This window comes from Flavivirga jejuensis, assembly GCF_030540765.1.
GTDB lineage: Bacteria > Bacteroidota > Bacteroidia > Flavobacteriales > Flavobacteriaceae > Flavivirga > Flavivirga jejuensis.
On sequence record NZ_JAUOEL010000001.1, the window covers coordinates 850,539 to 876,482 of the forward strand.

Consider the following 25,944-nt stretch of genomic DNA (forward strand, 5'->3'; position numbering starts at 1 on the left):
GATGCGGTGACTAATTTAATTTAGATTAAGATGACCTTTGCTAGGATTTAGCCAATCTGCGCCTCTATAATCTCATTCAGATATCAAGCTTTATTACATGTCACTAATTGCTCTTTCATAACGGTCAAACTATCATGATTAATTCTTGCAATAGGACAAAATAGGAACTATTTTGAGAGGAGCACTTCTATTAGTGTCGCCTGCCCATATTTGAAAACCTTCGTTCCAGTCATCACAAAAATCGTTTTGGGAGAAGGAGATTGTATGGATTAAAATTGAGATTAATACCTAGAAGCTTGCTTCGGATCTTTAAAAAACATTCCCTATTGAATGCCTCGTATGCCTGCATCGAAGTAGTTTATTGATCAAAAAAGTAATTGTGTATTTCAATAATATCTCCTCTTCCAATTTGAACAAGATTAGCTGTTTCTTTTAAAAATATGCCCAGAGATCTTTCGTTATAAATTAACTTTAAGTCTGGCGAATAATCAGTTACAACATACATATCACCTGTTAGTTTGTAAAATGGTATAACTAGCCTGCTTTTTACTTTTACCCCTTTGTTTACTACTTTGCCTTCTTTTAAAGTTTCCATAAGCGTATTGTCGTTATTTTCACTTGAAGAAACTTTTACATATGAAATCATCATATTCATCCATTCTTCATGATCAACTAAAAGCCATCTTATTTTGTTAAAGTCAATTCCATATTCATTAATCCATCCTTGACTAGTAAACCCAAATAAAACTTGTTTTTTTCCATTAAGTTCGGGGTTGTCAGCAGGAGTAAACTCTTGTATTTTATAAGTTATAACTGAAGTTGCTGACATGTCTTTTAATTTTTTACCATCGAAAGAAAGTGTTTTTAAAGAAAAACTTGTCAACTCAGGGTTATTAGACAGTATCCATTGGGTTGCAGTTAGTTCAGCTCTCTCTTCCATTTGCTTAATAGCGGCAATTCCTGCTCCAATAGCAACTAAAGCGCCAGCCGCAGCCCCAATTACAGCCCCATCATTTTGTGCCTTTAAATTTTGTGGTACTAAAAAGAAAAGAGCAATAAGTAGAATAATTGTTTTATTCATTAGTTTATTCTTTTTGTTAGTTTTTTGTAAAATAACCTATGACTTGTTTCTATAGGTCTTTATGTTTTGGCTCAACCCCAATGACAATTATAATTAATACAGCTAAAAATTAAAGAGGGTGGTATAATAAGTCTTAATAAAATTAACGGGATTCAAAAAGGGTTTTATTACACAATTTATCTAGAATAGTAAAATAATCAAGGAAAGATTCATTTAATATCATCGATGCTAGTTGTTTGATACCCTTTACTATAAATTAGTTTAAATGCCTTTTGTAGAATATTTAACTTAGTTGTTTCTGCTTTTTTCATTAAAGATGCTATTTCGGGTTTTTCTTAAAGGGACAAAATTGGCTACTTTTCTACAAACCTTAAGTTATTGTCCTTAGAATTTCTGTGATGTAAGCATATTAAACTAACTCCTCAAAAAACCTATAACCCCAGTATTTAACTGAAAGTCTAAATCTAAAATAAAATAATTGATTTTATTATCATGGAAATAGTTGTTTATGCTATAAATAGCAGCGCAAATATCTTTATAGTAACTTAAAAGTTTGTGGTTGTTAGGGTTTAGTCCCTGTTGTTTACACCATGTTAAAAAATCTTGTGAGTCGTCAATAATAGTTATTGCTCTAAAAACAATAATAAAATTGAGTATAGGATTGTAATAGTTAAGATCGTCATACTCGTCCAATACATGGACTACATAGGTGTCATTACCTATTTTTAGTATCACTGGAATTAAATTTTGGTCAATAAGAGGTACTTTACCTAAACAAGTTGTTACTCCCTTGGTAGCAATAAAATTTTGAATATTTATGATCTCTGGGTACATAAGTCCAGAATTTATAAATTGAAGTGGTTTAAACCACTTCATTAAAAAACCTTATTCAAAAACGCTTCAATACTTTCTTGATTAGCACGTAATAGCTCTGCTCTGGCACTTTCAATATCACGTGGTTTTTTATCTTGAGAGAGTTTAAATTTTCCTTCCCAGGAATCAATCGTTATTTCAAACATCTTGATATAATCCAAATAACCTTTCATGCTTTTGTTATCAGGCTCCAAAACATATTTATGATCTGGCGCTTCTAAAAAAGCTGTCATTTTTATTAATGATTCTTTTAAAGCCTCTTTACTTGCAATGGCTTTAACTGTTGCTTTTAAATGTACTCTAATATAATTCCAGGTTGGTAATTGCTTGGTTGTATAAATACTTGGTGAAATATAACATTGCGGACCAGAAAATATAATAGTAACATCGTTATTGTCTTTTAATAATTCCGCTTGCGGATTAAAGATATCAATGTGTCCAATAAGTTTGCCGTCATCATTATAAACTAAAGGCAGGTGCGTTATTAAAGGCTGATTGTCTTTTACAGAAATGAGTGTCGCTAACGGATAGGTTTTAATGACTTCAACCATATGGTTAATGTCATTATCCTGATGATATTTCGGAGGGTATTTCAAATGGATTTTAGCTTAGGGTTTGAGAGTTGTTAATGAACTTATCTTGACTTTTTCTATTTCCTAAAAAATGGCTGATATTTGTTCATATGTCATTATTTTTATGCGTAACGCATGCTCATGCTATGTTCTTTCTAAAAGTGCTTAATCTGAACAAATTTTAACTCATTTTCGGTTAAAAACAAAAAGTCAAGATGAATTCAATTTATAAATTTACAATATTTATTTTTCTTAAATAATTATATTAAAAAAAGACAGAAATGCCTTACTTTATGAATTATTGATTTACTTTGTATAAATTTAAAAATTAAATATTTAAGTAAATTTAACCAATGCAAGAAAAACGAGCATCACTTTCAATAAAAAATTGGTCGCAAGGCGATCAACCACGTGAAAAATTACTAAATAAAGGTAGAGAAGTCTTAAGTGATGCAGAATTAGTAGCTATTTTGATAGGCTCTGGGAATAAAGATGAAAGTGCCGTTGCTTTGTGTAAACGAATTTTAGCAAGTGTAGGTAATAATTTAAGTAAATTAGGTAGATTGTCTACCACCCAGCTTATGGATTTTAAGGGTGTTGGTGAAGCTAAAGCTGTAAGTATAGCAGCAGCTTTAGAGTTAGGAAGGCGTAGAAGGGGTGAGGAGGCTTTAGAGAAAAATAAAATAACATCTAGCGAATCGGTTTTTGAGCTTATGCAACCCAAAATTGGAGAGTTAGAGCACGAAGAGTTTTGGATTATTTATGTGAATAATTCTAATAAAGTCATTCAAAAAAATCAATTGAGTAAAGGAGGTATTACAGGTACTTTGGTTGATGTGCGCTTGGTGTTAAAAAATGCCTTGGAAGTTGGAGCTACTGGATTGATATTAACACATAATCATCCATCTGGGACTTTAAAGCCTAGTGCAGCCGATAAACAAATAACAAATAAATTAAAAAAAGCTGCCGAAAGTATAGATATAAAAGTATTAGACCATCTTATTATAACAGAAAAAGCATACTTTAGTTTCGCTGATAGATCACTACTTTAAACATACCAAAAAAACAAATTTTAAATTCTAAGGATAAAGCCAGCGTTTTACGTTTGGAATTTGATATTTTTATAAAAATAAATTTTAGACTGTTTACTGCTACTGAAAATATGCTTTTAATTTATACCCATAAAATATCACCCAGACTAAAATATGTTTTTAAACACGTTTGTACTAGAGTTCTAGGTGTTAAAGTAGATTTTACTACCAAAATAGAGACATTTATTGCACATGATAGTTTAAAAATGTCTTACACAAAACAACAACTCGGGAATGAGTTTTTTGTTAAAAGTCACGATATTTTATTTGAGCAAGGGTTAAGCGATCTTGATATTAATATACATGATTGGGAAAACACAAAATGTTTTTTTTATAATGGTGATAAAAGCGCTATTCCTTTCGATATTTTTGCAGCTTCTTTTTATCTATTATCACGTTATGAAGAATATTTACCACATGTAAAGGATGAATTTGGGCGTTTTACAGCAGCCGAAAGTTTAGCTTATAAACACGGATTTTTAAATCAACCAGTCGTTGATATTTGGTCATATAAATTTAAAGACGCATTACAAACACAATTTCCAGAATTTAAATTTCCTGAAAAAAACTATACCATTAAACCCATTATTGATGTTCCAAGTGCCTATAACTATAGATTAAAAGGTATCATGCGAACTTTAGGAGGTCTTATAAAAGATATATTTAGATTTAGATTTAAGAATCTATATATTAGGTTTGCGGTTATTCTTGGTTTCATGCACGATCCGTATGATACTTTTAAATATATAATAAACAGACAAAGGTATACCAAGTTTAAGTTTTTATTCTTTTTTTTAATAGGAGATTTTTCTACTTACGATAAAGGTATTTCTCCTAATAAAAAGAAGTTTGTATCACTTATAAAACATGTTGCCGATTATTGTATGGTAGGTTTAAAAGTATCCTATTTTGCAATTGAGGACACTGTAATTTTGAAAAAAGAAAAATTGAGGATGGAAGATATTTTGAACACCAGATTAAAAGCTTCCAGACAATCTTTTTCGAGGCTTAATTTACCAGAATCCTATAGAAATCTTATAGAATTAGAAATTCAGGAAGATTACACTATGGGATATGTGGATTTTATAGGTTTTAGAGCAGGATCCTGTACGCCTTTTTTATTTTACGATTTAGATTACGAAATACAAACACCTCTAAAAATTAACCCATACCACCTTATGGATCATGCATTATTAAAAACGAATTCTTTGTTAGATAAAAAGAAAGTTTTAAATGAGCTTATTCATAACATAAAACAAGTAAACGGCGAATTTATTTCAGTATTTCATAATTATACTTTTAGTGATGAAAAAGAATGGCAAGGGTTTAAAGAATTGTTTAATATTATCTTAGAATCTACAAATGAAGCTTAAAGGGATTACAGATGTGTTTTTTGATTTGGATCATACTTTATGGGATTTTGATAAAAATTCTGCATTAACATTTGGTAGGATATTAAAATTAAATAATATTGATGTTGACATAAACGATTTTTTATATCATTATAGGTCTATAAATCAAAAATATTGGAAACTATATAGAGAAGAGAAAATAGGAAAGGAGGCTTTACGTTTTGGAAGGCTAAATGACGCTTTTTTAGCGATTGGTTATCAGGTTGAAGAAACGATGATTTATAAACTGTCGGATGATTATATAATGCATTTAACAGCATTTAATTATCTATTTGAAAATACCTTCGAGATTCTAGATTATTTATATCTCAATTATAATTTGCACATCATTACCAATGGATTTGATAAAGTGCAGCATAAAAAACTAACCAAATCTAAGATTAATAAATATTTTAAAACGGTCACTAATTCGGAGATGACTGGAGTTAAGAAGCCTAATCCTAAAATTTTTAATTTCGCCTTGCAATTGGCCAATTCCAGCAGTAGTAAGAGTATTATGATAGGTGATAGTTACGAGGCAGATATACTCGGTGCAAAAAATATAGGGATGGATGTTGTTTTTTTTGATATCCATAATACTGTTATTGATGACGATATTAAAAAAATCAGTAATTTAATTCAGTTAAAAAAGTACTTATAAAGCACTAATTTTCTTATTTTTACGTTTAGTCCCAAACATCTAACCATATGCAAAAACAAATAATCAAGTATTCGTTTTTGGTCATAGCCTTATGTTTAAGTCTTTTTTCTTGCACGAAAGAAATTGATTTTGAACAAGCAGATGATCTCGAAATTTCTCCAGTTATAGAGACCAGTCTCATTTTTTTTGATGAACCAGCTAGTAGTTTTTGGGTTAATAATACTGAAGTAATTTCTATTAAAGATTCTATAAAAATAGGTTTTTTTAGTAACAAATTTATAGTTGATAATCTTATTAAAGCAGATTTTGTATTTGAAGCTACAAATTCAATTAATAAAGGGTTTCAGGTAAGTGTTGATCTTCTTAACGATTCAGAACAATTATTGCATACGTTTACACTTCTGGCTTCACTGTCAACAGATGGTAGTGATGTTATTTCAAATCATGTAGAAGAATTTGAAGGCGATACATTGATAGCTTTAACAAATACTTCTAAAATAGTGTTTACCCTTAGCTTGATCCCTGGAGAAACTATTAATGAAACCTCTCTAGGTAGAATAAAGTTAAAATCGAAAGCTGTTTTTTATTTGAATATAGATGATGATTCGATATGAAAAAATTCATTTTGTTTTTTATAGTTATTTCATGCTGTTTTTCGTTTTCACAAAACAAGCAATTACTTTACGGATTTTCAGATATACCACAATCTTTATTACTTAACCCTGGCGGAAAAATAAAAAATGATTGGTATTTTGGAATTCCATTATTATCTCATATCCATGCTAATGTTGGTATTACAGGAAGTACCATTTATGATATTTTTGCTAGTAATGGTATTGATTTTAATACCAAACTTCAAAATGCTGTTTACAGCATGGGCTCTAATGATTTTTTTAGCGCAAATCAACAACTAGAAATTTTTTCTGGTGGTTTTTCTTTTGGAAGTTCTTATGTAAAGAATAAATATTTGAGTTTTGGTTTATACCAGGAATTTGATTTTATAACTTATTTTCCTAAAGATCTTGCGATCTTAGCCCTGGAAGGTAACCAAAATAATATTTATAGACCTTTTAGAGCAAATAATATAAATGTAGCAGCAGAAGCTATTTCGGTATTTCATCTTGGATACAATAAAAAAGTAAATGACAATTTTACTTTTGGAGTTAGAGGGAAAATATATTCAAGCATCTTAAATGTAAATTCTACGAATAATAAAGGTCGTTTTATAACCGAACGTGGGCAAAATAATTTTTATGAACATATTTTTAATTTAGATTTAGAAGCCAGAACGTCTGGAGTGGCTAGTTTAACAGATGATGAATCTGGTTCTAACGCTGTTGTTAAAGATTTAACAAAACGCGTTTTACTAGGAGGAAACCTAGGATTGGGTTTTGATATTGGTATAACACATCAATTAAATGAACAATGGAGCTTGGACGCCAGTTTATTGGATGTCGGCTTTATAAGACATTCAAAAGATGTTGAAAATTACAAGATAGAAGGGGATTATGTGTATGAAGGTATAGACCCTATTTTTCCTGATACAGGAAATGGTCAAACTGCAGAAGACTATTGGAACGAAATTGAAGACGATTTTGTGGAATTATTTACGCCAGACACTACAACAAGTAAATACACAACTTGGCGCCCTATTAAACTTAATACATCAATAAATTATGGTTTTGGTGAAAAACAATACGAAGATTGTAATTGCTTAAAAGATAACAAAAGTTATCTAAATAGTGTCGGTTTACAATTATTTGCTATGACCAGACCCAAGCAACCTATAGCGGCATTAACGGCATATTATTATAGACGTTTGTTTAATAATTTGCAAGTAAAAGCGACTTATACAATCGATTCTTATTCTGCTTATAATATAGGTTTAGGGATGTCTACCAATTTAGGAGGTTTAAATTTTTATGTTATGGCAGACAATTTTTTAGAATTTAAAAACATATATAATGCACAAAGTGTATCTTTACAGTTAGGTTTTAACTATATATTTAATAAAAATGAAGACTAAATTTTTTTCTACTATTATAGCTTGTTTTGTCGCTACAGTTGTTTTTGCTCAATCTAATTTAAACGATTATAAGTATGTCATTGTTCCTAATAAATATGATTTCTTAAAGGAAAAAAACCAATATCAATTAAATTCTTTAGCACAATTTTTATTTAAAAAATATGGGTTTGAGGCTTTGATGGAAGGAAGCGATTATCCTGAAGATTTAATTAGAAATAGATGTTTAGCACTAAGGTCTGATGTTATGAAGGGAACAGGAATGTTTAAAACTAAATTAACAATAGAACTTAAAGATTGTAATGATCAAATAGTTTATACATCTAAGTTGGGAGAAAGTAGGGAAAAAGATTTTGCTAGAGCTTATACGGGTGCCCTTAGAGCAGCTTTTAAATCTGTTGAAACTCTTAATTATAAATATGAGCCTAATGAGAGTATTACATCTTTGGGAACTCAAAAAACAGTAGTAAAGAATGAAGTAGCTCAAGAAATTCAGCAATTAAAACAAGAGATTCAAAATCTTAAAAAAGAAAAAGAATCTGAAATTGTTGTAAATACACCGAAAGTTGATACTGGGGCAATTGTACCTCCAGTCAAAGAAGAAAACACTGCAAAAACAGATGCTATGGAAGAAGCAGTATATGATGTATTATATGCTCAAGAAATTGAAAATGGGTTTCAATTAGTAGACAGTTCTCCAAAAGTAATCTACAGAATTAAACAAACTAAACTTGATAATATATTTTTAGTAGAAAATAAGAGTGCTATTATTTATAAAAAAGATGGCAGTTGGACTATTGAATACTATTCAAATAATACACTTAAACAGGAGAAATTAAATATTAAGTTTTAGTATCCAGCGATCCTTTAATACCCGTATTTCTCTTTCCAGCGTTGTTTTAAAAATTCCCTATGGGCATTTTCACGGGCGTTGTTTCCTGGTTCGTAAAGTGTTGTGTTTTTAATCTCATCTGGTAAAAACTCTTGATTGGCAAAGTTGAGGTCGTAATTATGTGCATATTTATAATTATCACCATAACCTAACTCTTTCATCAATTTGGTTGGTGCATTTCTAATCTCTAAAGGCACAGATAAGTTACCCGTATCTTTAACTATTTGTTGCGCTTTACCAATAGCTTTATAAGCGGCATTACTTTTAGGAGAACATGCTAAATATGTAGCACACTGACTTAATATAATTCTTGACTCTGGATAACCGATTGTAGAAACTGCTTGGAATGCGTTATTTGCTATTACTAATGCAGTTGGGTTGGCATTACCTATATCTTCACTAGCCAAAATGAGTAGCCGTCTGGCAATAAATTTCACATCTTCTCCACCTTCTACCATACGTGCTAACCAATATACTGCCGCATTGGGGTCGCTACCTCGAATGGATTTTATAAAGGCAGAAATAATATCGTAATGCTGCTCGCCAGTTTTATCGTAATGAACAGTGTTACTTTGGATTCTTTCCAAAACAGAAGCATCTGTAATGGTTATTTTATTAGAGTTGTAAGAGTTCACGATAAGCTCAAAAATATTAAGTAATTTTCTGCCATCACCGCCAGAAAGCCTTATAAGAGCACTTGTTTCTTTTAGCTTAATTGTTTTTTTAGAAATATCTACATCTTGCTCGATAGCACGTTTTAAGAGTGTTTCTAAATCGTTTTTATCAAATGCATTTAAGATATAAACCTGACAGCGAGATAAAAGCGCCGAAATAACTTCAAAACTAGGGTTTTCTGTTGTGGCTCCAATTAATGTAATCCAGCCTTTTTCTACTGCCTGTAAAAGAGAATCTTGCTGCGACTTACTAAACCTATGAATTTCGTCTATAAATAGAATAGGATTTTTTGTAGTAAATAATCCGCCACTTTGTTTTGCCTTATCGATAACATCTCTAATATCTTTAACCCCAGAATTTATAGCACTGAGTGTATAAAAAGGTCTGCCAGATTCCGAAGCAATAATATTTGCAAGTGTTGTTTTCCCTGTGCCTGGAGGTCCCCAGAAAATCATCGATGGAATTAACCCCTGTTTTATATGCTGTGTTAAACTACCACGTTTGCCAACCAGATGATCTTGACTCACATAGTCACTTAAAGTTTTTGGTCTTAAACGTTCAGCTAAAGGTTCATTCATAATGTAAAATTAAAGTATTTTTTTAAGATTTTAACCTGTCCTTGGAATTTACTTTTGGGTCATGCTTTCAAACAAGTAATTGGTCCCTTGCATATTCTATATCTGACATTTTAGCATTAAAATTAAACTTGGAGAACTATTTGCTATCTTTAATCGAAAAAGAATTCTCTTAGGCGCTGCCTTGGAGTTTCCATTGTAGTTCATTCCTGTAAAAATTGGAATAGAAATAAGTTTTAACCATGTAAATTGCATTCACCCCATTAAAAACAATAGCACTTGACCAAATGAAACATCAAGACCATTTTAAATTCTCAGCAAGAGTCATTATATACCCTGTGTTTTTTGTATTGACTATTTGGTTGGTATTTTGGTTCGAAGTACGTTTCGGTTATAACTTTAGCAAATACGGCGTGTATCCTCAAACCCTAAAAGGTCTAAGAGGTATTATTTTTAGTCCTTTTATTCATGGGGACATACAACACATCTATCATAATACGATTCCGTTATTTGTACTTTCTATGGCTTTGTTCTATTTCTATAGGCCTATTGCCTGGAAAATTATTTTATTAGGGATTTTGTTTTCAGGATTTTTCACTTGGTGTATTGGAAGACCATCCTATCATATAGGAGCCAGTGGATTTATTTATGTTTTAGTGAGTTTTACTTTTTTTAAAGGGGTATTAGCAAAACATTATAGGCTTATAGCATTATCTTTATTAGTTATTTTTCTTTACGGAAGTATGATATGGTATGCCATTCCTATTAAAGAGGGGATATCTTGGGAAGGTCATTTGTCAGGTTTAATTACAGGCTTACTGTTTGCTTTTTTCTTTAGAAAAGAGATAGCGAAGCCAAAAAAATATGTTTGGGAGGATGAAAACTATAATGAAGATGAGGACCCTTTTTTAAAACATTTTGATGCAGACGGTAATTTTGTTGAGCATACAGAAATTGATGAAGACCAGCCTACTGTAAATTATACCTATAGAGAAAACAAAAATGATTAATCGAAAAAAATATTTGAGTCGCTGTCTCTGATCTAATTGACAGTAAATAAGGTTTCCGTTAAATTGTCATCTTTGTGTCATCTTGAATATAACCGAAATGAAATCGGGAACTAAATAGTTTACTTATTAAATTCTAGACTAAGCTGTTTTGTGATTAACTCTCAACTTCACAACAATAAGGTTAATAGGTTATAATTTTTCATGTAAGATGCATATAAATATTTGACCTTAAATTACTAGAGTAGTGACTAATAGTTTTAAATTTTGAGTGGCACTTATTAATTGAACTTAGAATTTAATTAAATTTGTTATTCTAAATTAATTAACAAAAAAGTGCAATGGTTGAATTAGTAAGGCAAGCAATAAAATTGATAGAAGAAGACAAGTTGTTATCTTCTAATGAAATAGAGAATGCGAAAAATATTTTCGAACAATATGATCATGTACTTTTATCTCAGGGGAAAGAAAATATTACGATTCTAATTGATGTAAACAAAGATCTTTTTAGCGTTAAGCTTGTTTTAGAAAACGATGTGTTGTGTGTTAAAATAAATGGAAGTTATTCAGAATGGAATGTGCCCAGTCTTGTAGCATTATATGTTGTAGAAAGTGAAATAGATACTGAAGATCTAACCGAAGGTATTAAGTATTCAAAAGAAGGCATGCAAAAAAGGGTTTTAGAAGAGCGTGAGGATAGAGCGAAAAAAGCTGACTATAAAGTAAATCTTGCCAATAATTTATATGGAGAACATACTTTAATAAATGAAAAAGGAAATACATATAAAGTAACACTTCGCGATTTTAAGAATAAAATAGGTTACGTAAATAATGTAGATTGGAAAACTAATAAGCTAGGTACCACCAAGCATATTATGTATTTATTTAACTATTTGGAACAAAATACCTCAAAGGTTAAACGGTTGAAAAAGACTTATCCTTTTATAGAAATTTTCACAGATCCTTTAAATAATTATAAGATTTCCTGGTTTTTTCCAGAAAAGTTAGAAAAAGAAGAAGAGACACTTTTGAAGGACTATTTTAAAAATAATAATTCAATTGAAGATAACCAGATAGCTGCTTTTTCTTCTTTTTTATATAAATCAAGAGATTTAGAGCGTATAAAAATACGTGAAGAAGTTTTTGAAAAAGTGGAGCACTATTTTGAAAATGAAACATTAGAGGCTATAAAAAAGTCTAGCACATTAAATTTTTCATCTATAAAAGCAAACTTGTATCCTTATCAAAAAGAAGGTGTCGAGTTTTCGGTATTTAAAAAAGGAGTGATTGTTGCAGACGAAATGGGACTTGGTAAAACACTACAAGCCATAGCAACAGCTATTCTTAAAAAAGAAGTTTTTAATTTCAAGAAAACATTAGTTATTTGTCCTGCATCTGTAAAGCACCAATGGAAAAATGAAATTTTAAAATTTAGTAACGAAAATGCCGTTGTTGTTGAAGGATACCCAGATATTAGAAATGGTATCTATTCTAATGATTCAAGTTTTTTTCATATCGTAAATTACGAAACCATATTGCGAGATTTACCGTTTATTAATAAATCAGGATATGATTTTGTTATTTTAGACGAAGCACAAAAAATTAAAAACTACGAAACCAAAACTGCAAATGCTGTTAAAGCAATTGAAAGAAAACACGCTTTAGTAATAACGGGAACTCCTTTAGAAAACAAGTTATTAGATTTGTATTCCATAGTTCAGTTTTTAGATCAGAAATTTTTAGCACCACAATGGGAGTTTTCATATCAACATTGTATTTTCGATTCTAAACATAAAAATAAAATTAGAGGCTATTACAATCTTCAAAACTTAAAAAAACGCCTAAGTTCTATACTTATAAGAAGAGAAAAGCAAGAAGTTTTTAAACAATTACCTAATGTTATTCAAAAAGATATATTTGTATCCCTTTCTGATGAACAAGAAAACCTGCACAATAGTTTTGCTAGAGGTATAGCTTCTATTTTGGCTAAAAAATTTAAAACGGCTTACGATTGGCAAAAACTCATGCACTTATTAACCAATATGCGTATGGTATGTGATTCTAGCTATTTAATTGATAAAGAAACCCATTGTTCCCCAAAGCTAATAGAATTAAAGGACATTTTATTAGATAAATTAGACGTTAAAAATACTGATAGAAAAATTATTATTTTTTCAGAATGGGTTACTATGCTTGGTCTTATAGGTGATATGCTTAAAAAAGAAAATATAACTTTTACAATGCTTACAGGGAAAGTTCCTGTAAAAAAACGAGGGGCATTAATAAAAGAATTTGAAGATAACCCAGATTGCCGTATTTTTTTATCAAGCGAATCTGGAGGGGCTGGTTTAAATTTACAAATTGCAGATACAGTTATAAATTTCGAATTACCATGGAATCCTGCTAAGAAAAACCAACGTATAGGAAGAATAGATAGAATAGGACAACAACAGCAAAAATTATATGTCTTTAATTTACTTAGTTATAATTCGATAGAAATGAAAATTGCAGCAGGATTATTATTAAAGCAAAATCTTTTTGAGGGCGTTTTAAATTCAGATAATCATACCGATGAAGTTGATTTTTCAGAAAAAGGAAAATCGCAATTTATAAAGCAACTTGAAGAAATTATTAAAGATGATGATTTTGAGAGTAGTATTGAAACTAATGAAATAGAAACCCTTATTGAAGAAGATTTAGAACATGAAAACCTAGAAGAGGTTGTTTCGGAAATTGAAACGGAATCAAATAACGCTAAAAGATTAGAAGAAAATACCGTAAAAAAAGAAGCGTCTATCGAGGTTCAAGCCAACCAAAAAACGGAGCCGAACTATGAACAAATGGAAGAAGTTATGACTAAAGGAATGGATTTCTTAACTGGAATTTTTAAAATGAGTACAGGAAATGATTTAAGTGCAAATGGTAAACCAAAAGTAAAAGTCAATAAAGAAACTGGGGAGGTTTCTATTTCATTTAAAATGGATTTTTAACTTATATAACTTTTAGCAAGTATTAAAGACGTTGTCTTACTACTTCATACAAAAAAGCACCACAAGCCACAGAAACATTTAAAGATTCAATCTCACCTAGTATAGGCAGTTTAGCTTTGGAATCTACAACTTTCAATATGGAGGGGTTAATACCTCTTCCTTCAGAACCCATAATAATGGCGCAAGGTTCTTTAAACGAAACATCGTATAAGACGTTATCCGTTTTTTCGGTAGCAGCAATAACGTTTATGCCTGATGCCTGCATGTAAAAAACGGCATCTTTAATATGATCCACTTTACAAATAGGGACTTTAAAAACGGCTCCTGCGCTAGTTTTAATAGTATCACCATTTACAGGAGCGCCACCCTTTTTTTGAATAATAATGCCGTCAACACCTGTACATTCTGCAGTTCTTATAATAGCTCCAAAGTTACGAACATCGCTTAATTGGTCTAATAGTAAAAACAAAGGCGTTTTATCAGATTCTAATACGCTTAAAACTAAAGTTTCTATGTCATGAAATTCAATTGGAGAAATTTGGGCAACAGCACCTTGATGATTTTTTTTAGTGAGTCTATTAAGTTTTTCAACAGGTACATAGGAAGAATTGATGGCGTTTTTCCTTAAAACGGTTTCTAACTCACTAAAAAGCTCTCCTTTAAGGCCTTTTTGAAGAAATACTTTATCAATTGATTCACCTGCGTTTATTGCTTCAATAATAGCTCTAATTCCAAAAATCTGTGTTTGTTCTTGCATGGGGTAAAGGTATAAAAAAACCACCTCAACAGAGGTGGTTTTTAGTACTAGTTAAAATTATCGTAATTAGTGTTCGTCTTCTAACAAACCAGTTCTTTTATAACCTCCTATTAAATATATGTTACCAGGGTCATTTTGTAAGGTAACTTTAAAAGCAATACTATCTACTACATTACCTCCTGTAGATGTTGTTGCTTTCTCCAATACCTTACCTTCAGTAACAGTAGCGATTCCAGCTGCATCAAAAAGATTTTCGGCATCAGAAATTGAAAAAGTCATAGTACTTAGATCAACGGATACTTTAGACTTTAATGGAAAAATACTTTCGTGATCATCTAGCCATAAGCTATTGTTATTATCACTGGTATTGTATGTGGAAAATAAACTAAAACCTGTTAATGCATTAGTACCACTTTCATCATAAGCTTTAACATACCAGTCACCTGCCATTTCAACAACTAGAGTTGAGCCTGGATCTGGTTCTCCTCCCTCATCGCAGGAATTAATTCCTACTATAAGGAATGTTCCCAATATTAACTTTACTATTATATTTCTTAATGTAATCATTTTAACTAATTTTAAGGTGTTGTTTTAATTAATTCACAGTCGTATCCAAAACTAAAAGCAGGGATTGTGATTGTCCAAGTCATGGTCTTTTCATCACCTGATATAGCACCAGAAGTTAAATTCCATGTTCCAAAAGCATTATCTGCACTTGTATCAGCAATAGAGGAGCCAGTTACAGCCAATTGACCAGGTGATGCATATGCTCTACCAAGTGCTCTGTCAAACTCATAATGCCCAGCAGTTAAGTCAGAACAATTAAACACACTAGGATCTGATGTTGATGACACCAAAATTGGTCCACCACTTCTTCCTATTCTTTTACCATCCCATACACCTGCAAGCGTACCATTATTTTCGTATACAAAAACAGTTCTGAATGCCTGAGCAGCGAAACCATCTTCATTTATTACTTGATAAGTTAAATCATATATCCCAGGTGTATTAGTATCTAAAGTGCCTAATGTTTCAAAAGGAACATCAGCACCAGATATTGTTGCGCTTACTCCAGGTTCTACAAATGTATTACCTACTTCTACGAGTACAATTGCATCACCTAATGCCTCTACAACTGCAAAATTTGTAACGGTAGAAACACCTTCTGTACTTTCTACATCACATGCAGTAAAAGCAAAACCACACATGATTAAAGTATATATTATTATTTTTTTCATATTTCTTTATTTTTTTAATTATTCCACCAAACTGGAACTGTTATTTCTACAATATCTGGAGCATTTGAATTTCTTGATAATTCAGTGTTAGGATATACCAAACGCTGAGGGAAAACTCCTCCGGTTACACCATTAACAGAATAAGCAAACTCTCCTGGCACATAACTTAAACTTGTTTGAGGAACGGCAGAAACAGCAGGGATTCCTGTTCTATGTTGCTCAAAAAATGATTCATAACCTTGATCAGGGTAATTAGATATCCATTTTTGAGTTATAATGGCAGAAAGCTTATCATCTAAAGTCCCGGCTTCCGGATATTCATACACGCCGCCAGCCTCTATAAATGGGGTATGGTCATATGGTGTTTGGAACACCCAATTTTGATTTGCCTCAGATTTTGTGTCATCAAAAAAGTTTGGACTTTTTTCAAATGCAGCAGCAACACCAGCATCGTACAAAGCTTTTGCTCCTGTACCTCCATTGTATCGTTCCATAGCTTCAGCTTGCATAAAGTAACTTTGTGCAGCACTAATAAAGAATACTGGAGATAGGGGGCTAATATCTGCAATCGATACAGAATTAGGAGCCGCATCACTGTTGTAGTCTCCTTGGTCTAAAGGGTTTCCTAACCCATAAAAAGCTTCAAGTCTTGGATCTGAATTAGCGTCTAAATAAGACCACATAGTTCTACTTGCTCTTAGATTAGAGTTCGTGTTCAGTTGTCTTCTATCGTTTTCATATAAAGGACTACTAGCGTTTGCCTCATCTTTAAAAACACTAGAAGGAATAGCTGCGTCTACAGTTAGAAAAGCAGCATTAGCATTGATCATGGCTGTAATACCAGCTTGTGCTACAGAAGATCTCGCCTCTGTTTGCCTTAAATAAATTTTAAGTTTCAAAGTATTAGCAAATTCTACCCATCTTGCCATAACGCCACTAAACATGAAGTCATCTGCACCTGGTGCTGGTAATGACGAATTTGCTAAATCTCTACCTAGCGCATCATCCAAATCTTCGATCATAAAATCATAGATTTCTTGGCCAGTATTAAAGTTTGGTTGAAGATTATCAATACCTAAATTAGCTTCTTTATAAGGAATATCATTATAAAAGTCAGTCATTATTTGAGATGCATATACATCTAAGCAAGATGCTATCAAATAATAGTTCCAATTCTCTTGCTCAAATGCTAATTTTTTAGCGTTTTTAATATCAGATAACGCATCATACATGTTACTCCATCCTCCAGTATAATCATTTGTACCAATACTATAGTCATCTATAGCTCTGTACTGACTGGCTGCTAAACTTTGAGACCATTGCTGTGCCCAAATTCCTCCTATAAAAGCATAGTAAAAATTTTGAGTAGCTCCAATTCCCATCATTCCAGCCGCGATTTCAGATGATAATGCTGCATTATCTTGAGATAACAAATCAGGATCTCTGTTTATGTCTAATTGGTCTTCACATGACGATAATAAGAAACTAATCGCCAATAAACTATATATTATTTTTTTCATTTTCTTTTTTTTTAAAATGATACTTTAAGAGAAACACCGTATGTTCTTTGTGAAGGATTGGTTGAAAACTCACCAAATTCACTCGCTAAATCACTACCAAATGTCGATATTTCAGGATCTACATATGGGTTATCATCAGGTGTCCACAAAAATAAATTTTTACCGTAAGCAGTAATAGAAGCTCTTGAAATTCCTAATTGATCTACGAGAGAAGAAGGTATTCTATATGATAGAGACAAATCTCTTAATCTTATGAAGCTTCTATCAACTACATGATTCACCTCTGTAGAGCCATTATTAGAGCTACTATAGAAACCTGTTACATTTTCAAAAGTAATAGGCGTAGTATTTTCAGAGTATGTATCATCTCCATTATCTACAACAGTATTAGGAACTATAAAGGGATTTCTATCATTGTAAGTTGTTAATATAGAATTACCAGTGAATCCAAGTAATCTACCGGTGTATGTATACATTTTACCACCTTCTTTCCAGTCAAAATTAAAAGATAAGCTTAAGTTTTTATAGGTTAATGTATTCTTTAATCCCATTATGAAATCTCTTTGTGAATTTCCTATATCTACTTCATCAGTAGTTTGGGTTGGAATCCCCGTTGTAGGATTAACTATTACCTGACCTGCATCATTAGTTAAAGGAACACGAGTTTTAAATACCCCAAGAGGTTTACCTTTTTCTGCATAAAAGTTAACAGCAAATGCGCTGTTTATTAAAATTTCATCTAAACCTTCAGCTATACCTGTCACTTCATTTTCGTTTTTTGTAAATGTATAACCTACTTCCCAAGTGAAATTATTTCCTTTTACAGGGTAACCACTAACAGCAAGTTCTACACCTTTATTGTTTAAATCGATAAAGTTTCCAGTTAAACTTGCATAACCTGTAGACCTAGGTAGTGGGCGGCTTATAATAACGCCTTCAGTATCTTTGTTATAGTAAGCAAAGTCAATATTAACTCTACTGTTAAATAAACTTATTTCTGTACCGAATTCATATTCATCAGTAATTTCAGGTTTTAAGTTTGGATTTCCGATAATACCACTTAATTCAAAAGCATTTTGCCCTCCAATAGGGAATAATATCTGCCCAAAACCACCACTATTAACGGCAGGAATAAGTGCATTTTCAGTATTATATGGACCTGTATCTTTAGCAACTCTTGCAACTGCAGCTCTTAGCTTTACACTATGTTGACTATTGTCTATAACAATAGCACTTAAACCAGCAGAAGGGTAAAAGAAAGAATTGTTTTCTACAGGTAATGTAGACGACCAGTCATTTCTACCTGTTAGAGTTAAAAAGAATCTGTTTTTATAGCCTACAGTAGCAGAGCCAAAAACACCATAAGTTCTTCTTAGAGAATTATTTTGAGTTACTATTGGTCTTCCAGCGGTATTAGATAACTCATAAAAATTAGGAACACTTAAATCAGTAATCTGGACTCTTGAAAAATCAGTAGAACGCTCATTGTAGTTTAAACCTAAAGAAGCATCAACAGTTAAGTCCTCAGTTATACTATTATCGTAGTCCAAGGTGAAAAATGTATCGTATTCTTTTCTAAGTGTTTTTGATTCAGTAACACCACCAGCATTTGTTGTTGCTCCTAAAAGAGCATTTGGAGAATCCGGAGAATAATTAATTATAGCTCCAAAACTTTTGTTACTAGTATTGGTTATATCTCCACCAAATTGAACAGTAGCACTTAAGTTTTCTACTATTGAATAATTTAGATTAACATTTCCATAGAAACGATTACTTTTTAAATTATTACCATTTTCATTGATAGTCCAATAAGGGTTTCTTGAATATGGCGTGTAAAAATTATCATTACTATTAAATATGTTATTGTTATAATCAGCTAAATCAACTAAACTAACATCTCTAGGGATTTGAATTATTTCTTGTATCAATACTTCACCTTCACCAGCGTTATCTCCTTGACCTGTATTAACAACATTTTGATCTCTTTCAACATAATTTGCTGAAACATTTAATCTAAACTTTTCAGAAGAAAGACCTCCTGATGCGTTTATAACACGTCTACTGAATGCATCTGCATCAGTTGGAATGATACCGTCACTATCTGTATTGGTAAAACCAAGACTAAACATTGTATTACTTCCTCCTCCTGATAATCTTATAGAATTTGTATAAACAGATCCAATATCATAAAAGTCTTTGATGTTATCTTTTAAAGCGAGATAAGGTTTAATTTGTTGAGAATTATTAATAATATGCCCAAAAGTTCTTACTTGACCATCGAAAGGAGCTCCCCATGAACCATTTTCATTACTTGCCCCTTGGCCACCACTTGGTAATGATGAATAGCTTTGACCGTTCCATCCTTGACCAAAGTCATTTTGAAGATGTGGTACTCTAGCTACTTCTAATAAATCAATTGAACTAACAATATCTACTTTTAACCCCTGATTATTACGTCCTCTTTTAGTAGTAATGATAATAGCTCCATTTGATGCTCTAGAACCATAAAGAGCTGCTGCTGCTGCACCTTTAAGGACACTTATTGTCTCAATGTTATTAGGGTCTAAGTCATTTAAACCGCTACCTCCATCAAATGTACGACTAACAGCTGTGTCTCCAGCTGCAGAAACTAATTGATTTTGCGTATTATTAATAGGAGAACCATCAATTATATAAAGAGGTTGATTACTACCTAGCGAGCTAAAACCTCTAATAATAACTTTAGATGTAGCACCAACTTGTGCTGGAGTAGATAGATCTACCCCTGAAATTTTTCCAGAAAGAGACTCTAAAGGGTTTATGTTAGTTACATTAGTTAATTCTGCATTGTCAATAATGGAAACTGAAGAACTAACTTCTCTTTTGGCTTTAGTCTTACCAAAAGCAGTTACAACAACCTCTTCTAAAGATTCTGCATCTTCTTCTAATGTCACATTAACTGTATTGGAACTGCCAACAGCAGCCTCAATAGTAGTATACCCAACAAAACTAAATGTAAGGATCGCTCCCTCACTAGCCCTAATCGAATATCTACCATCGAAATCTGAAGATGTACCCGAACTGGTACCTTTAACTAAGACAGTAGCTCCAGGGAGAGGTAATCCCGAATCATCCGAAACGGTACCTGAAATTGTCTTTTCTTGTGCAAAAGATAATTGCACTACTAGCGCTAACAATAGCGTTAGTATTCCACTAAACTTTGTTTTCATTTTATAATTATTTGAATTAGTCAATGCCAAAAATCATAATAAAAAGTTAATAAAACAATAAATAATGGTTAAAATTTACCTTTTAACGAAAATTTCGATAAAAAAATGAAATAATACAAGGGATTTAATATGGTTTTTTTAAAAGATTTGTATTTAGCTCTATTCTAGAGTTATATTAATATTTGTCTATGAATGATGTAATATAAAAAGCCTATAAGATAATTGTCTCATAGGCTTTTTTAACATAATAAATATAAGTGTTATGTATTAATTAATTTTAGCTTCACCAAATTCAATAGCTACTTCTTACGTCGAATTCAGGTTATTAGCACCCAAGATAGTATTAGTTATAGCCCTATCATCTTCACTACATGAAGTAAGAATATATAGAGATGAAATAAAGAATATTTTAAGTTTTTTCATAATTTTCATTTTTATGATTTTTTTAATTAAAATGTATCAAAAAATAGCTTTGTTTCTAACTCATCTCCACCAATACTAGTACTAGCGGCGTTTAAGTTATCTTCATTTAAGGTAAGTTCAACAGTTGGGTATGTTAATCTGTAAGGAGGTTGCCCATTAGTTGTCTTGGCGCCTGCTGGTGCAGATAGAGAAGGGAAGTCTAAACGTCTCCATTCAGTCCAGGATTCAAACCCTCTATTGTAAAGAGCTAGCCATTTTTGAGTTCCTATTTTTTGTTTGTAATTACCTGTTGTACTACTGTAAGCTACACTGGTTTGTCCTAGGTAGGTGTTAACTTCAGCATCTGTACCTCCCCAATATTTTATGGAAGCAGCAATGGCATTATTATAATGTGTTTCAGCAGTTCCTGTAATAAATCCTCTTTCAACAGCTTCAGCTAACAAAAATTCAACTTCATAATACGTCATTAAAGGCGCTTCTAGTTCTGGGTCATTACCAATTTTATCAGAAACATGAGAAAACTGCCCAAAAGAATTTAGTTCACCAGAAATCCCTCCTTTATAAGCGCCTTCATATAGTGTGAAATAGTCATCTCTTCGAGGGTCATTTAATGTATTCATCATATCAACAATAGTATTTGTTGGAATAAAGTCGTCACGCCCAGATAATACTAATGCTGCATAAACAGGGTTTGTGTAAGGTGCTGCACTTTCAAAAGCTATTTTCATGTTATCGTCTGCCGAAGTAAAGACACCACTCGTTATTGCTGTATTTACAACTGTTTCTGCTTTTGTAGGGTTTACATCAGCTATAAGCATACCCATTTGAAGTTTTAAAGAATTTGCAAATTTTTTCCATTTTGCAATATCACCACCATAAATAATATCTTCTGATGCAGAAAAACCAACTTCATCTGTTATGAATTTTGAAATAACATTGTTATCAAGTCTATCAAGTAAATCATAAAATATAGTTTCTTCTTGTTTATCAAAAACAGGATTTAAAATATCTATGTCTAGTGCTTCTGTATAAGGAATGTCTCCAAATGAAGTTACCAGAACATAATATGTATAAATCTCATAAAGTTCTATAGTCGCTATTTTATTTGTTTGAACATCTGGTAAACCCGAAACTAAGCTTTTAGATTCTTTAAAATTCTTTAAAACACCTCTGTATAAAACTTCCCAGTGAAACTCGTCTATATTTCTGGTTTTTAGGTCGTAATTAGCTTCATCCGTATAAGTTGTTTCTGTCCAATTTTGTACAATAAGCCTGAATATATTCTCGTTTACGCTTGTTTCAGTTATTTGATTAAATAATTTATACTGTGCACTTGTAAAAAGAGAGGCATCAGTTGTTGTTGCAAAATCTTTTTTATTTACGTTAAGTTCTTCTAAGTCCTTAGTACAGGATAGTGCAATTAATGCTAAAAGAACTATAGTTATATATTTTTTCATTTTTCTATGTATTAAAATTGAAGTTTCACATTAAGTGCATAATTCTTTGTAGTTGGTAAAGAACCAGAAGAAATACCTTGTATATTGCCAGAACCAAAACCTGTTTCTGGATCGGCGTCTGGTATGTTTTTGTGGATAATCCATAGGTTAGAACCTACAAGGCTTAGAGATAAGTTGTCTAGTAATAATTTTGAAGCAATCTCTTTAGGAAAATTGTAAGACAAGCTAGCCTCACGTAATTTAACAAAAGAGGCATCATAAACAAATTCACTTCTAGGTAATGTTTGATATCCTGTGCTTCCAAAACCACTAGCATCAAGTCTTGTTGTATTAGGAGTCCCATCTGCTAGTACCCCTTCATAGATAAAACCACCACCGTTTGCTAATGAGTTTCTTACAGGGTTTCCTAAGTCGTTTATATAAGAAGTACTTGCTAAAACCCCTGTAGCTTGCCCATAACGTTGGTCTAAGGAGTACATGTCACCACCAGATCTAATATCTATAAAGAAACTAAAAGTTATATTTTTATAGGAAAATGTATTTCTAATACCTGCTAACCAATCAGGATTACCATTACCAATAATTTGATCTGCACTACTAGCTACAGGAACGCCATCTTCTCCTATTATTCTTTGACCGTTTTCATTATAAGTGTAATCATCTCCTTTTAAAGACCCATAAGCTTCTGCTTCTCTGGCAACTACCTGAATTCCAAAAGATCCTAATAATAATTCATCCAAACCTTCAGCTAAAGAAATCACCTCGTTTTCGTTTTTAGACCAGTTAACATTCAATCTCCATTTTAAATCGCTAGTTATATTAAATTCAGAAAAAGCAGATAGCTCTATCCCTTTATTTTCTAATTCTCCTGCATTAATAACTTTATTAACATACCCTGTAGTTTCACTTACAGAAACTGGCACTATTTGATCTGTTGTATTTGTTTTATAGTAAGCAATATCAAAACCTAAGTTTGCATTTTCTAAAAACTTCATTTCTAAACCTACTTCATATGATCTTGATATCTCTGGTTTTAAGTCAGGGTTTTTCTTTGAATCAGTAACAGCTGCAGAGGCATTTCCTTGAAAAGACTGTAAACTTGTATAAGTATCATTTATTTGATCAAAACTAGTATCGTTTCCAATTTGTGCCCAGTTAGCTCTTAATTTACCAAATTTGATAAAAGGCACATTTAAGTTTTTGGAAAATATATAAGACCCTGAGACAGCAGGATAATAATATGAATTATTTGCAGTAGGTAAAGTAGAGGTCTTGTCCCGACGTAAAGTGCTTTCTAAAAACAGGTAATCTTTATATCCAAAAGTGGCACCTGCAAAAAAGCTTTGAACTTCTATCGTTTCATCTCTTTCCTTAGGATTAGGCAGGGCATCCGTTGTATTTTGAAGCGAATATACACCAGGAACTTTAAGTCCACCATTTGTAGCGGCTGTTACCATATTTAAAGTGTTTTTTCTAATATTGCTACCTAAAAATGCGCTAAAACTTAAATCATCAGTAAAGTCCTTAGAGTAGTTTAACAATGCATCTAAGTTTGTTTCTCTGGAATTTATATTTCTTCTTAAATATCCAGATCCTTGGTCGCTTCTATTATAACTACCATCAGGACCTTCATTAATACCAAAAGCCGTAGCCACAGAGCCTACTGCTCTTCGTTCTTCTTGTATTTCACTATATTGATCTACGGAGGCTTTTCCACTAATACTAAGGTTGTCTATAATTTTATATTTTAGTTCGGCATACCCCGTAAACCTATTTCTACCATCACTTTGATAGTTTTCATAACGCGTCCAATAAGGGTTGTCCCAATATATAGGAGTTAAATCTGTAGGAGATTTAGGATTCCATGTAATGTTTTCACCTGTTAAAAAGTAGGCGTCTTTTTGTCTTTTAAAATCGAGATTATTTTGCCCCCATTGACGCATGAAACCCACAATATTATCGTTATATCCTGTAGAGTTTCTCCCAACAGTTTCTGTGTTTATATAAGTTGCATAACCAGTAGCTTCAAGTCTGTCTGTTAGTTTAGCAGTTGCAGCTAGAGAAAAAGTGTTTTTGTTTTGTGAGCTGTTAGGTAATATGCCAGTAGCATCATAGTTAGAGTATGAAAGTCTAAAAGAACCACTACCGTCGTCAAAGCTTTTTGCTACTGAAACTGAATTTGTAAAAGACGTTGGGGTTTCAAAAAAAGTTATAGGCCCATTTTTAGAAGCTTCCCAAGGTCTTGCTACACCATAAGTGTCTGGTAATTGTAGATATAATGCATCCCATTGTAATAAATATAAATCAGAATCAAATTTAGGACCAAAAGAGGCATCATCATTTACGTTAGCATAGCTATCAATTGTTCCATCTCCATTAAAATCTGAAGGAAGAAAGTTATAATAGTCTCCACCATAACCAGCTCCATATTCTTGTTGGAATTTAGGAAAGGTACTTTTGTCAATACTTCCAATACTGGCGTTAGAAGATATGGTTATAGAATAATTTTTAGAATCAGACCCTTTACCTTTTTTAGTGGTAATTACTATAACACCATTTGAAGCTCTTGAGCCATATAACGCAGTTGCGGCAGACCCTTTTAGAACATTCATGGATTCAATATCATCTGGGTTAAGATCTGAAACGGGATTTCCGTAATCATACCCAGTAGCACCTTGTGATTGAGTCTCGGTATTGGTGTTTCTGTTTGAAATTGGTACACCATCGATAACAAATAACGCTTGATTGGAGCCTGTTAATGATGTTTGCCCTCTAATTACAACATTGGTAGAGCCTCCAAGATTGTTTGTTCTTTGAACAGCAAGACCAGCAACTTTACCAGAAAGCTGATTAAGAACATTTGATTCTTTTATAGTTGAAATCTCTTTGTTGCTAATTTCTTGTGTTGCGTATCCTAAAGATTTTTTACTTCTTTTAATACCAAGAGCCGTTACAACGACCTCGTCTAAAGACTCGGCATCTTCGCTTAAGGTTATATTAATCAAGTTAGAAGCTTCTATTAAAACCTCTTTTGTAGTATATCCAACAAAGCTAAAAACAAGCGTAGCACCTTGATTAGCATTAATTGAATACTTTCCATCGAAATCTGATGATGTTCCAGAATTTGTGCCTTTAACTAAGACGGTTGCTCCAGGTAAGGGTAGGCCAGAAGCATCTGAGACTACACCTGAAATTATCTTTTCTTGTGCAAATGTTATTTGCACAACCAACGCTAGTAATAGCGTTAGAATTCCACTAAACTTTCTTTTCATTTTATAATTATTTTGAATTAGTCAACTCAAAAATGAGGTTTAAAATTTACCTCAAAAGGATAATAAATTACACAAGAGGGATTAGTTTATGTTTGTTAGATTGTTGTGAATAGAGGGTTTTTGTATTAAAAACACTGATTGATAATGTGTTGTAATGAGTAAGGGAGCTGAAGTTTAAATTTTTAAAATATTAGCCTGTTATGTATCTTGAGAGAAATTTGTCAATTGACACTTAGT

Annotated in this window: 19 protein-coding genes; 8 read left to right on the forward strand and 11 right to left on the reverse strand. The window is 32.0% G+C overall.

The features are described 5' to 3' along the window. Positions 1 to 358: 358 nt before the first annotated feature. The 3 genes from Q4Q40_RS03710 to Q4Q40_RS03720 form a co-directional block, all read right to left on the reverse strand. Entirely contained in the window at positions 359 to 1,081 is a 723-nt protein-coding gene (locus tag Q4Q40_RS03710) for a hypothetical protein (RefSeq protein WP_303300358.1), read from the reverse strand. 414 nt (positions 1,082 to 1,495) lie between these two features. Then, complete coding sequence (locus Q4Q40_RS03715) at positions 1,496 to 1,957, reverse strand: hypothetical protein (RefSeq protein WP_303300359.1); 462 nt, start codon at positions 1,955 to 1,957, stop codon at positions 1,496 to 1,498. After that, the gene (locus Q4Q40_RS03720; protein ID WP_303300360.1) at positions 1,957 to 2,550 is read right to left on the reverse strand and encodes an FMN-binding negative transcriptional regulator; all 594 of its coding nucleotides are present in this window, start codon (positions 2,548 to 2,550) and stop codon (positions 1,957 to 1,959) included. Before Q4Q40_RS03720 ends, Q4Q40_RS03715 begins: the two co-directional genes overlap by 1 nt. 329 nt (positions 2,551 to 2,879) lie before the next feature. Here Q4Q40_RS03720 and radC point away from each other — a divergent pair, with 329 nt between their 5' ends. The 6 genes from radC (at position 2,880) to Q4Q40_RS03750 (ending at position 8,545) form a co-directional block, all read left to right on the forward strand. Then, entirely contained in the window at positions 2,880 to 3,578 is a 699-nt protein-coding gene (gene radC, locus Q4Q40_RS03725; protein WP_303300361.1) for a RadC family protein, read from the forward strand. Positions 3,579 to 3,688: 110 nt separating this feature from the next. Further along, positions 3,689 to 4,990 carry a polysaccharide deacetylase family protein gene (locus Q4Q40_RS03730; protein ID WP_303300363.1) on the forward strand — a complete coding sequence of 434 codons (1,302 nt, stop codon included), beginning with the start codon at positions 3,689 to 3,691 and terminating at the stop codon, positions 4,988 to 4,990. Continuing rightward, positions 4,980 to 5,669 carry a YjjG family noncanonical pyrimidine nucleotidase gene (locus tag Q4Q40_RS03735; protein WP_303300364.1) on the forward strand — a complete coding sequence of 230 codons (690 nt, stop codon included), beginning with the start codon at positions 4,980 to 4,982 and terminating at the stop codon, positions 5,667 to 5,669. The genes Q4Q40_RS03730 and Q4Q40_RS03735 overlap by 11 nt, the downstream gene beginning before the upstream one ends. 47 nt (positions 5,670 to 5,716) lie before the next feature. Further along, entirely contained in the window at positions 5,717 to 6,283 is a 567-nt protein-coding gene (locus tag Q4Q40_RS03740; protein ID WP_303300365.1) for a hypothetical protein, read from the forward strand. Next, positions 6,280 to 7,695 (forward strand): DUF5723 family protein, encoded by a 1,416-nt coding sequence (locus Q4Q40_RS03745; protein ID WP_303300366.1) that lies wholly within the window; start codon positions 6,280 to 6,282, stop codon positions 7,693 to 7,695. Before Q4Q40_RS03740 ends, Q4Q40_RS03745 begins: the two co-directional genes overlap by 4 nt. Next, on the forward strand, positions 7,685 to 8,545 hold the full coding sequence (locus Q4Q40_RS03750; RefSeq protein WP_303300367.1) for a hypothetical protein: 861 nt from the start codon (positions 7,685 to 7,687) through the stop codon (positions 8,543 to 8,545). Before Q4Q40_RS03745 ends, Q4Q40_RS03750 begins: the two co-directional genes overlap by 11 nt. 14 nt (positions 8,546 to 8,559) lie before the next feature. Here Q4Q40_RS03750 and Q4Q40_RS03755 read toward each other — a convergent pair whose 3' ends face one another. Continuing rightward, on the reverse strand, positions 8,560 to 9,837 hold the full coding sequence (locus tag Q4Q40_RS03755; protein WP_303300368.1) for a replication-associated recombination protein A: 1,278 nt from the start codon (positions 9,835 to 9,837) through the stop codon (positions 8,560 to 8,562). Positions 9,838 to 10,121: 284 nt separating this feature from the next. Here Q4Q40_RS03755 and Q4Q40_RS03760 point away from each other — a divergent pair, with 284 nt between their 5' ends. Together Q4Q40_RS03760 and Q4Q40_RS03765 are read left to right on the forward strand one after the other, a co-directional pair. Beyond that, the gene (locus Q4Q40_RS03760; RefSeq protein WP_303300369.1) at positions 10,122 to 10,844 is read left to right on the forward strand and encodes a rhomboid family intramembrane serine protease; all 723 of its coding nucleotides are present in this window, start codon (positions 10,122 to 10,124) and stop codon (positions 10,842 to 10,844) included. A 338-nt stretch (positions 10,845 to 11,182) separates the two neighbouring features. After that, positions 11,183 to 13,831 carry a DEAD/DEAH box helicase gene (locus tag Q4Q40_RS03765; RefSeq protein WP_303300370.1) on the forward strand — a complete coding sequence of 883 codons (2,649 nt, stop codon included), beginning with the start codon at positions 11,183 to 11,185 and terminating at the stop codon, positions 13,829 to 13,831. A gap of 22 nt (positions 13,832 to 13,853) precedes the next feature. On the opposite strand, the gene rlmB is transcribed toward Q4Q40_RS03765, so the two are convergent. The 7 genes from rlmB to Q4Q40_RS03800 all read right to left on the reverse strand — a co-directional run bounded on the left by rlmB (position 13,854) and on the right by Q4Q40_RS03800 (position 25,707). After that, on the reverse strand, positions 13,854 to 14,588 hold the full coding sequence (rlmB, locus tag Q4Q40_RS03770) for a 23S rRNA (guanosine(2251)-2'-O)-methyltransferase RlmB (RefSeq protein WP_303300371.1): 735 nt from the start codon (positions 14,586 to 14,588) through the stop codon (positions 13,854 to 13,856). Between the two features lie 66 nt (positions 14,589 to 14,654). Further along, complete coding sequence (locus Q4Q40_RS03775) at positions 14,655 to 15,155, reverse strand: lipid-binding protein (RefSeq protein ID WP_303300372.1); 501 nt, start codon at positions 15,153 to 15,155, stop codon at positions 14,655 to 14,657. An 11-nt stretch (positions 15,156 to 15,166) separates the two neighbouring features. Continuing rightward, positions 15,167 to 15,826 carry a BT_2262 family domain-containing protein gene (locus Q4Q40_RS03780; RefSeq protein ID WP_303300373.1) on the reverse strand — a complete coding sequence of 220 codons (660 nt, stop codon included), beginning with the start codon at positions 15,824 to 15,826 and terminating at the stop codon, positions 15,167 to 15,169. 14 nt (positions 15,827 to 15,840) lie between these two features. Next, on the reverse strand, positions 15,841 to 17,346 hold the full coding sequence (locus Q4Q40_RS03785; protein WP_303300374.1) for a SusD/RagB family nutrient-binding outer membrane lipoprotein: 1,506 nt from the start codon (positions 17,344 to 17,346) through the stop codon (positions 15,841 to 15,843). Between the two features lie 11 nt (positions 17,347 to 17,357). After that, positions 17,358 to 20,555, reverse strand: coding sequence for a SusC/RagA family TonB-linked outer membrane protein (locus Q4Q40_RS03790; protein WP_303300375.1), 3,198 nt, complete (start codon positions 20,553 to 20,555; stop codon positions 17,358 to 17,360). 449 nt (positions 20,556 to 21,004) lie between these two features. Further along, the gene (locus tag Q4Q40_RS03795; protein ID WP_303300376.1) at positions 21,005 to 22,435 is read right to left on the reverse strand and encodes a SusD/RagB family nutrient-binding outer membrane lipoprotein; all 1,431 of its coding nucleotides are present in this window, start codon (positions 22,433 to 22,435) and stop codon (positions 21,005 to 21,007) included. A gap of 11 nt (positions 22,436 to 22,446) precedes the next feature. Next, complete coding sequence (locus tag Q4Q40_RS03800; protein ID WP_303300377.1) at positions 22,447 to 25,707, reverse strand: SusC/RagA family TonB-linked outer membrane protein; 3,261 nt, start codon at positions 25,705 to 25,707, stop codon at positions 22,447 to 22,449. Positions 25,708 to 25,944: the final 237 nt, after the last annotated feature.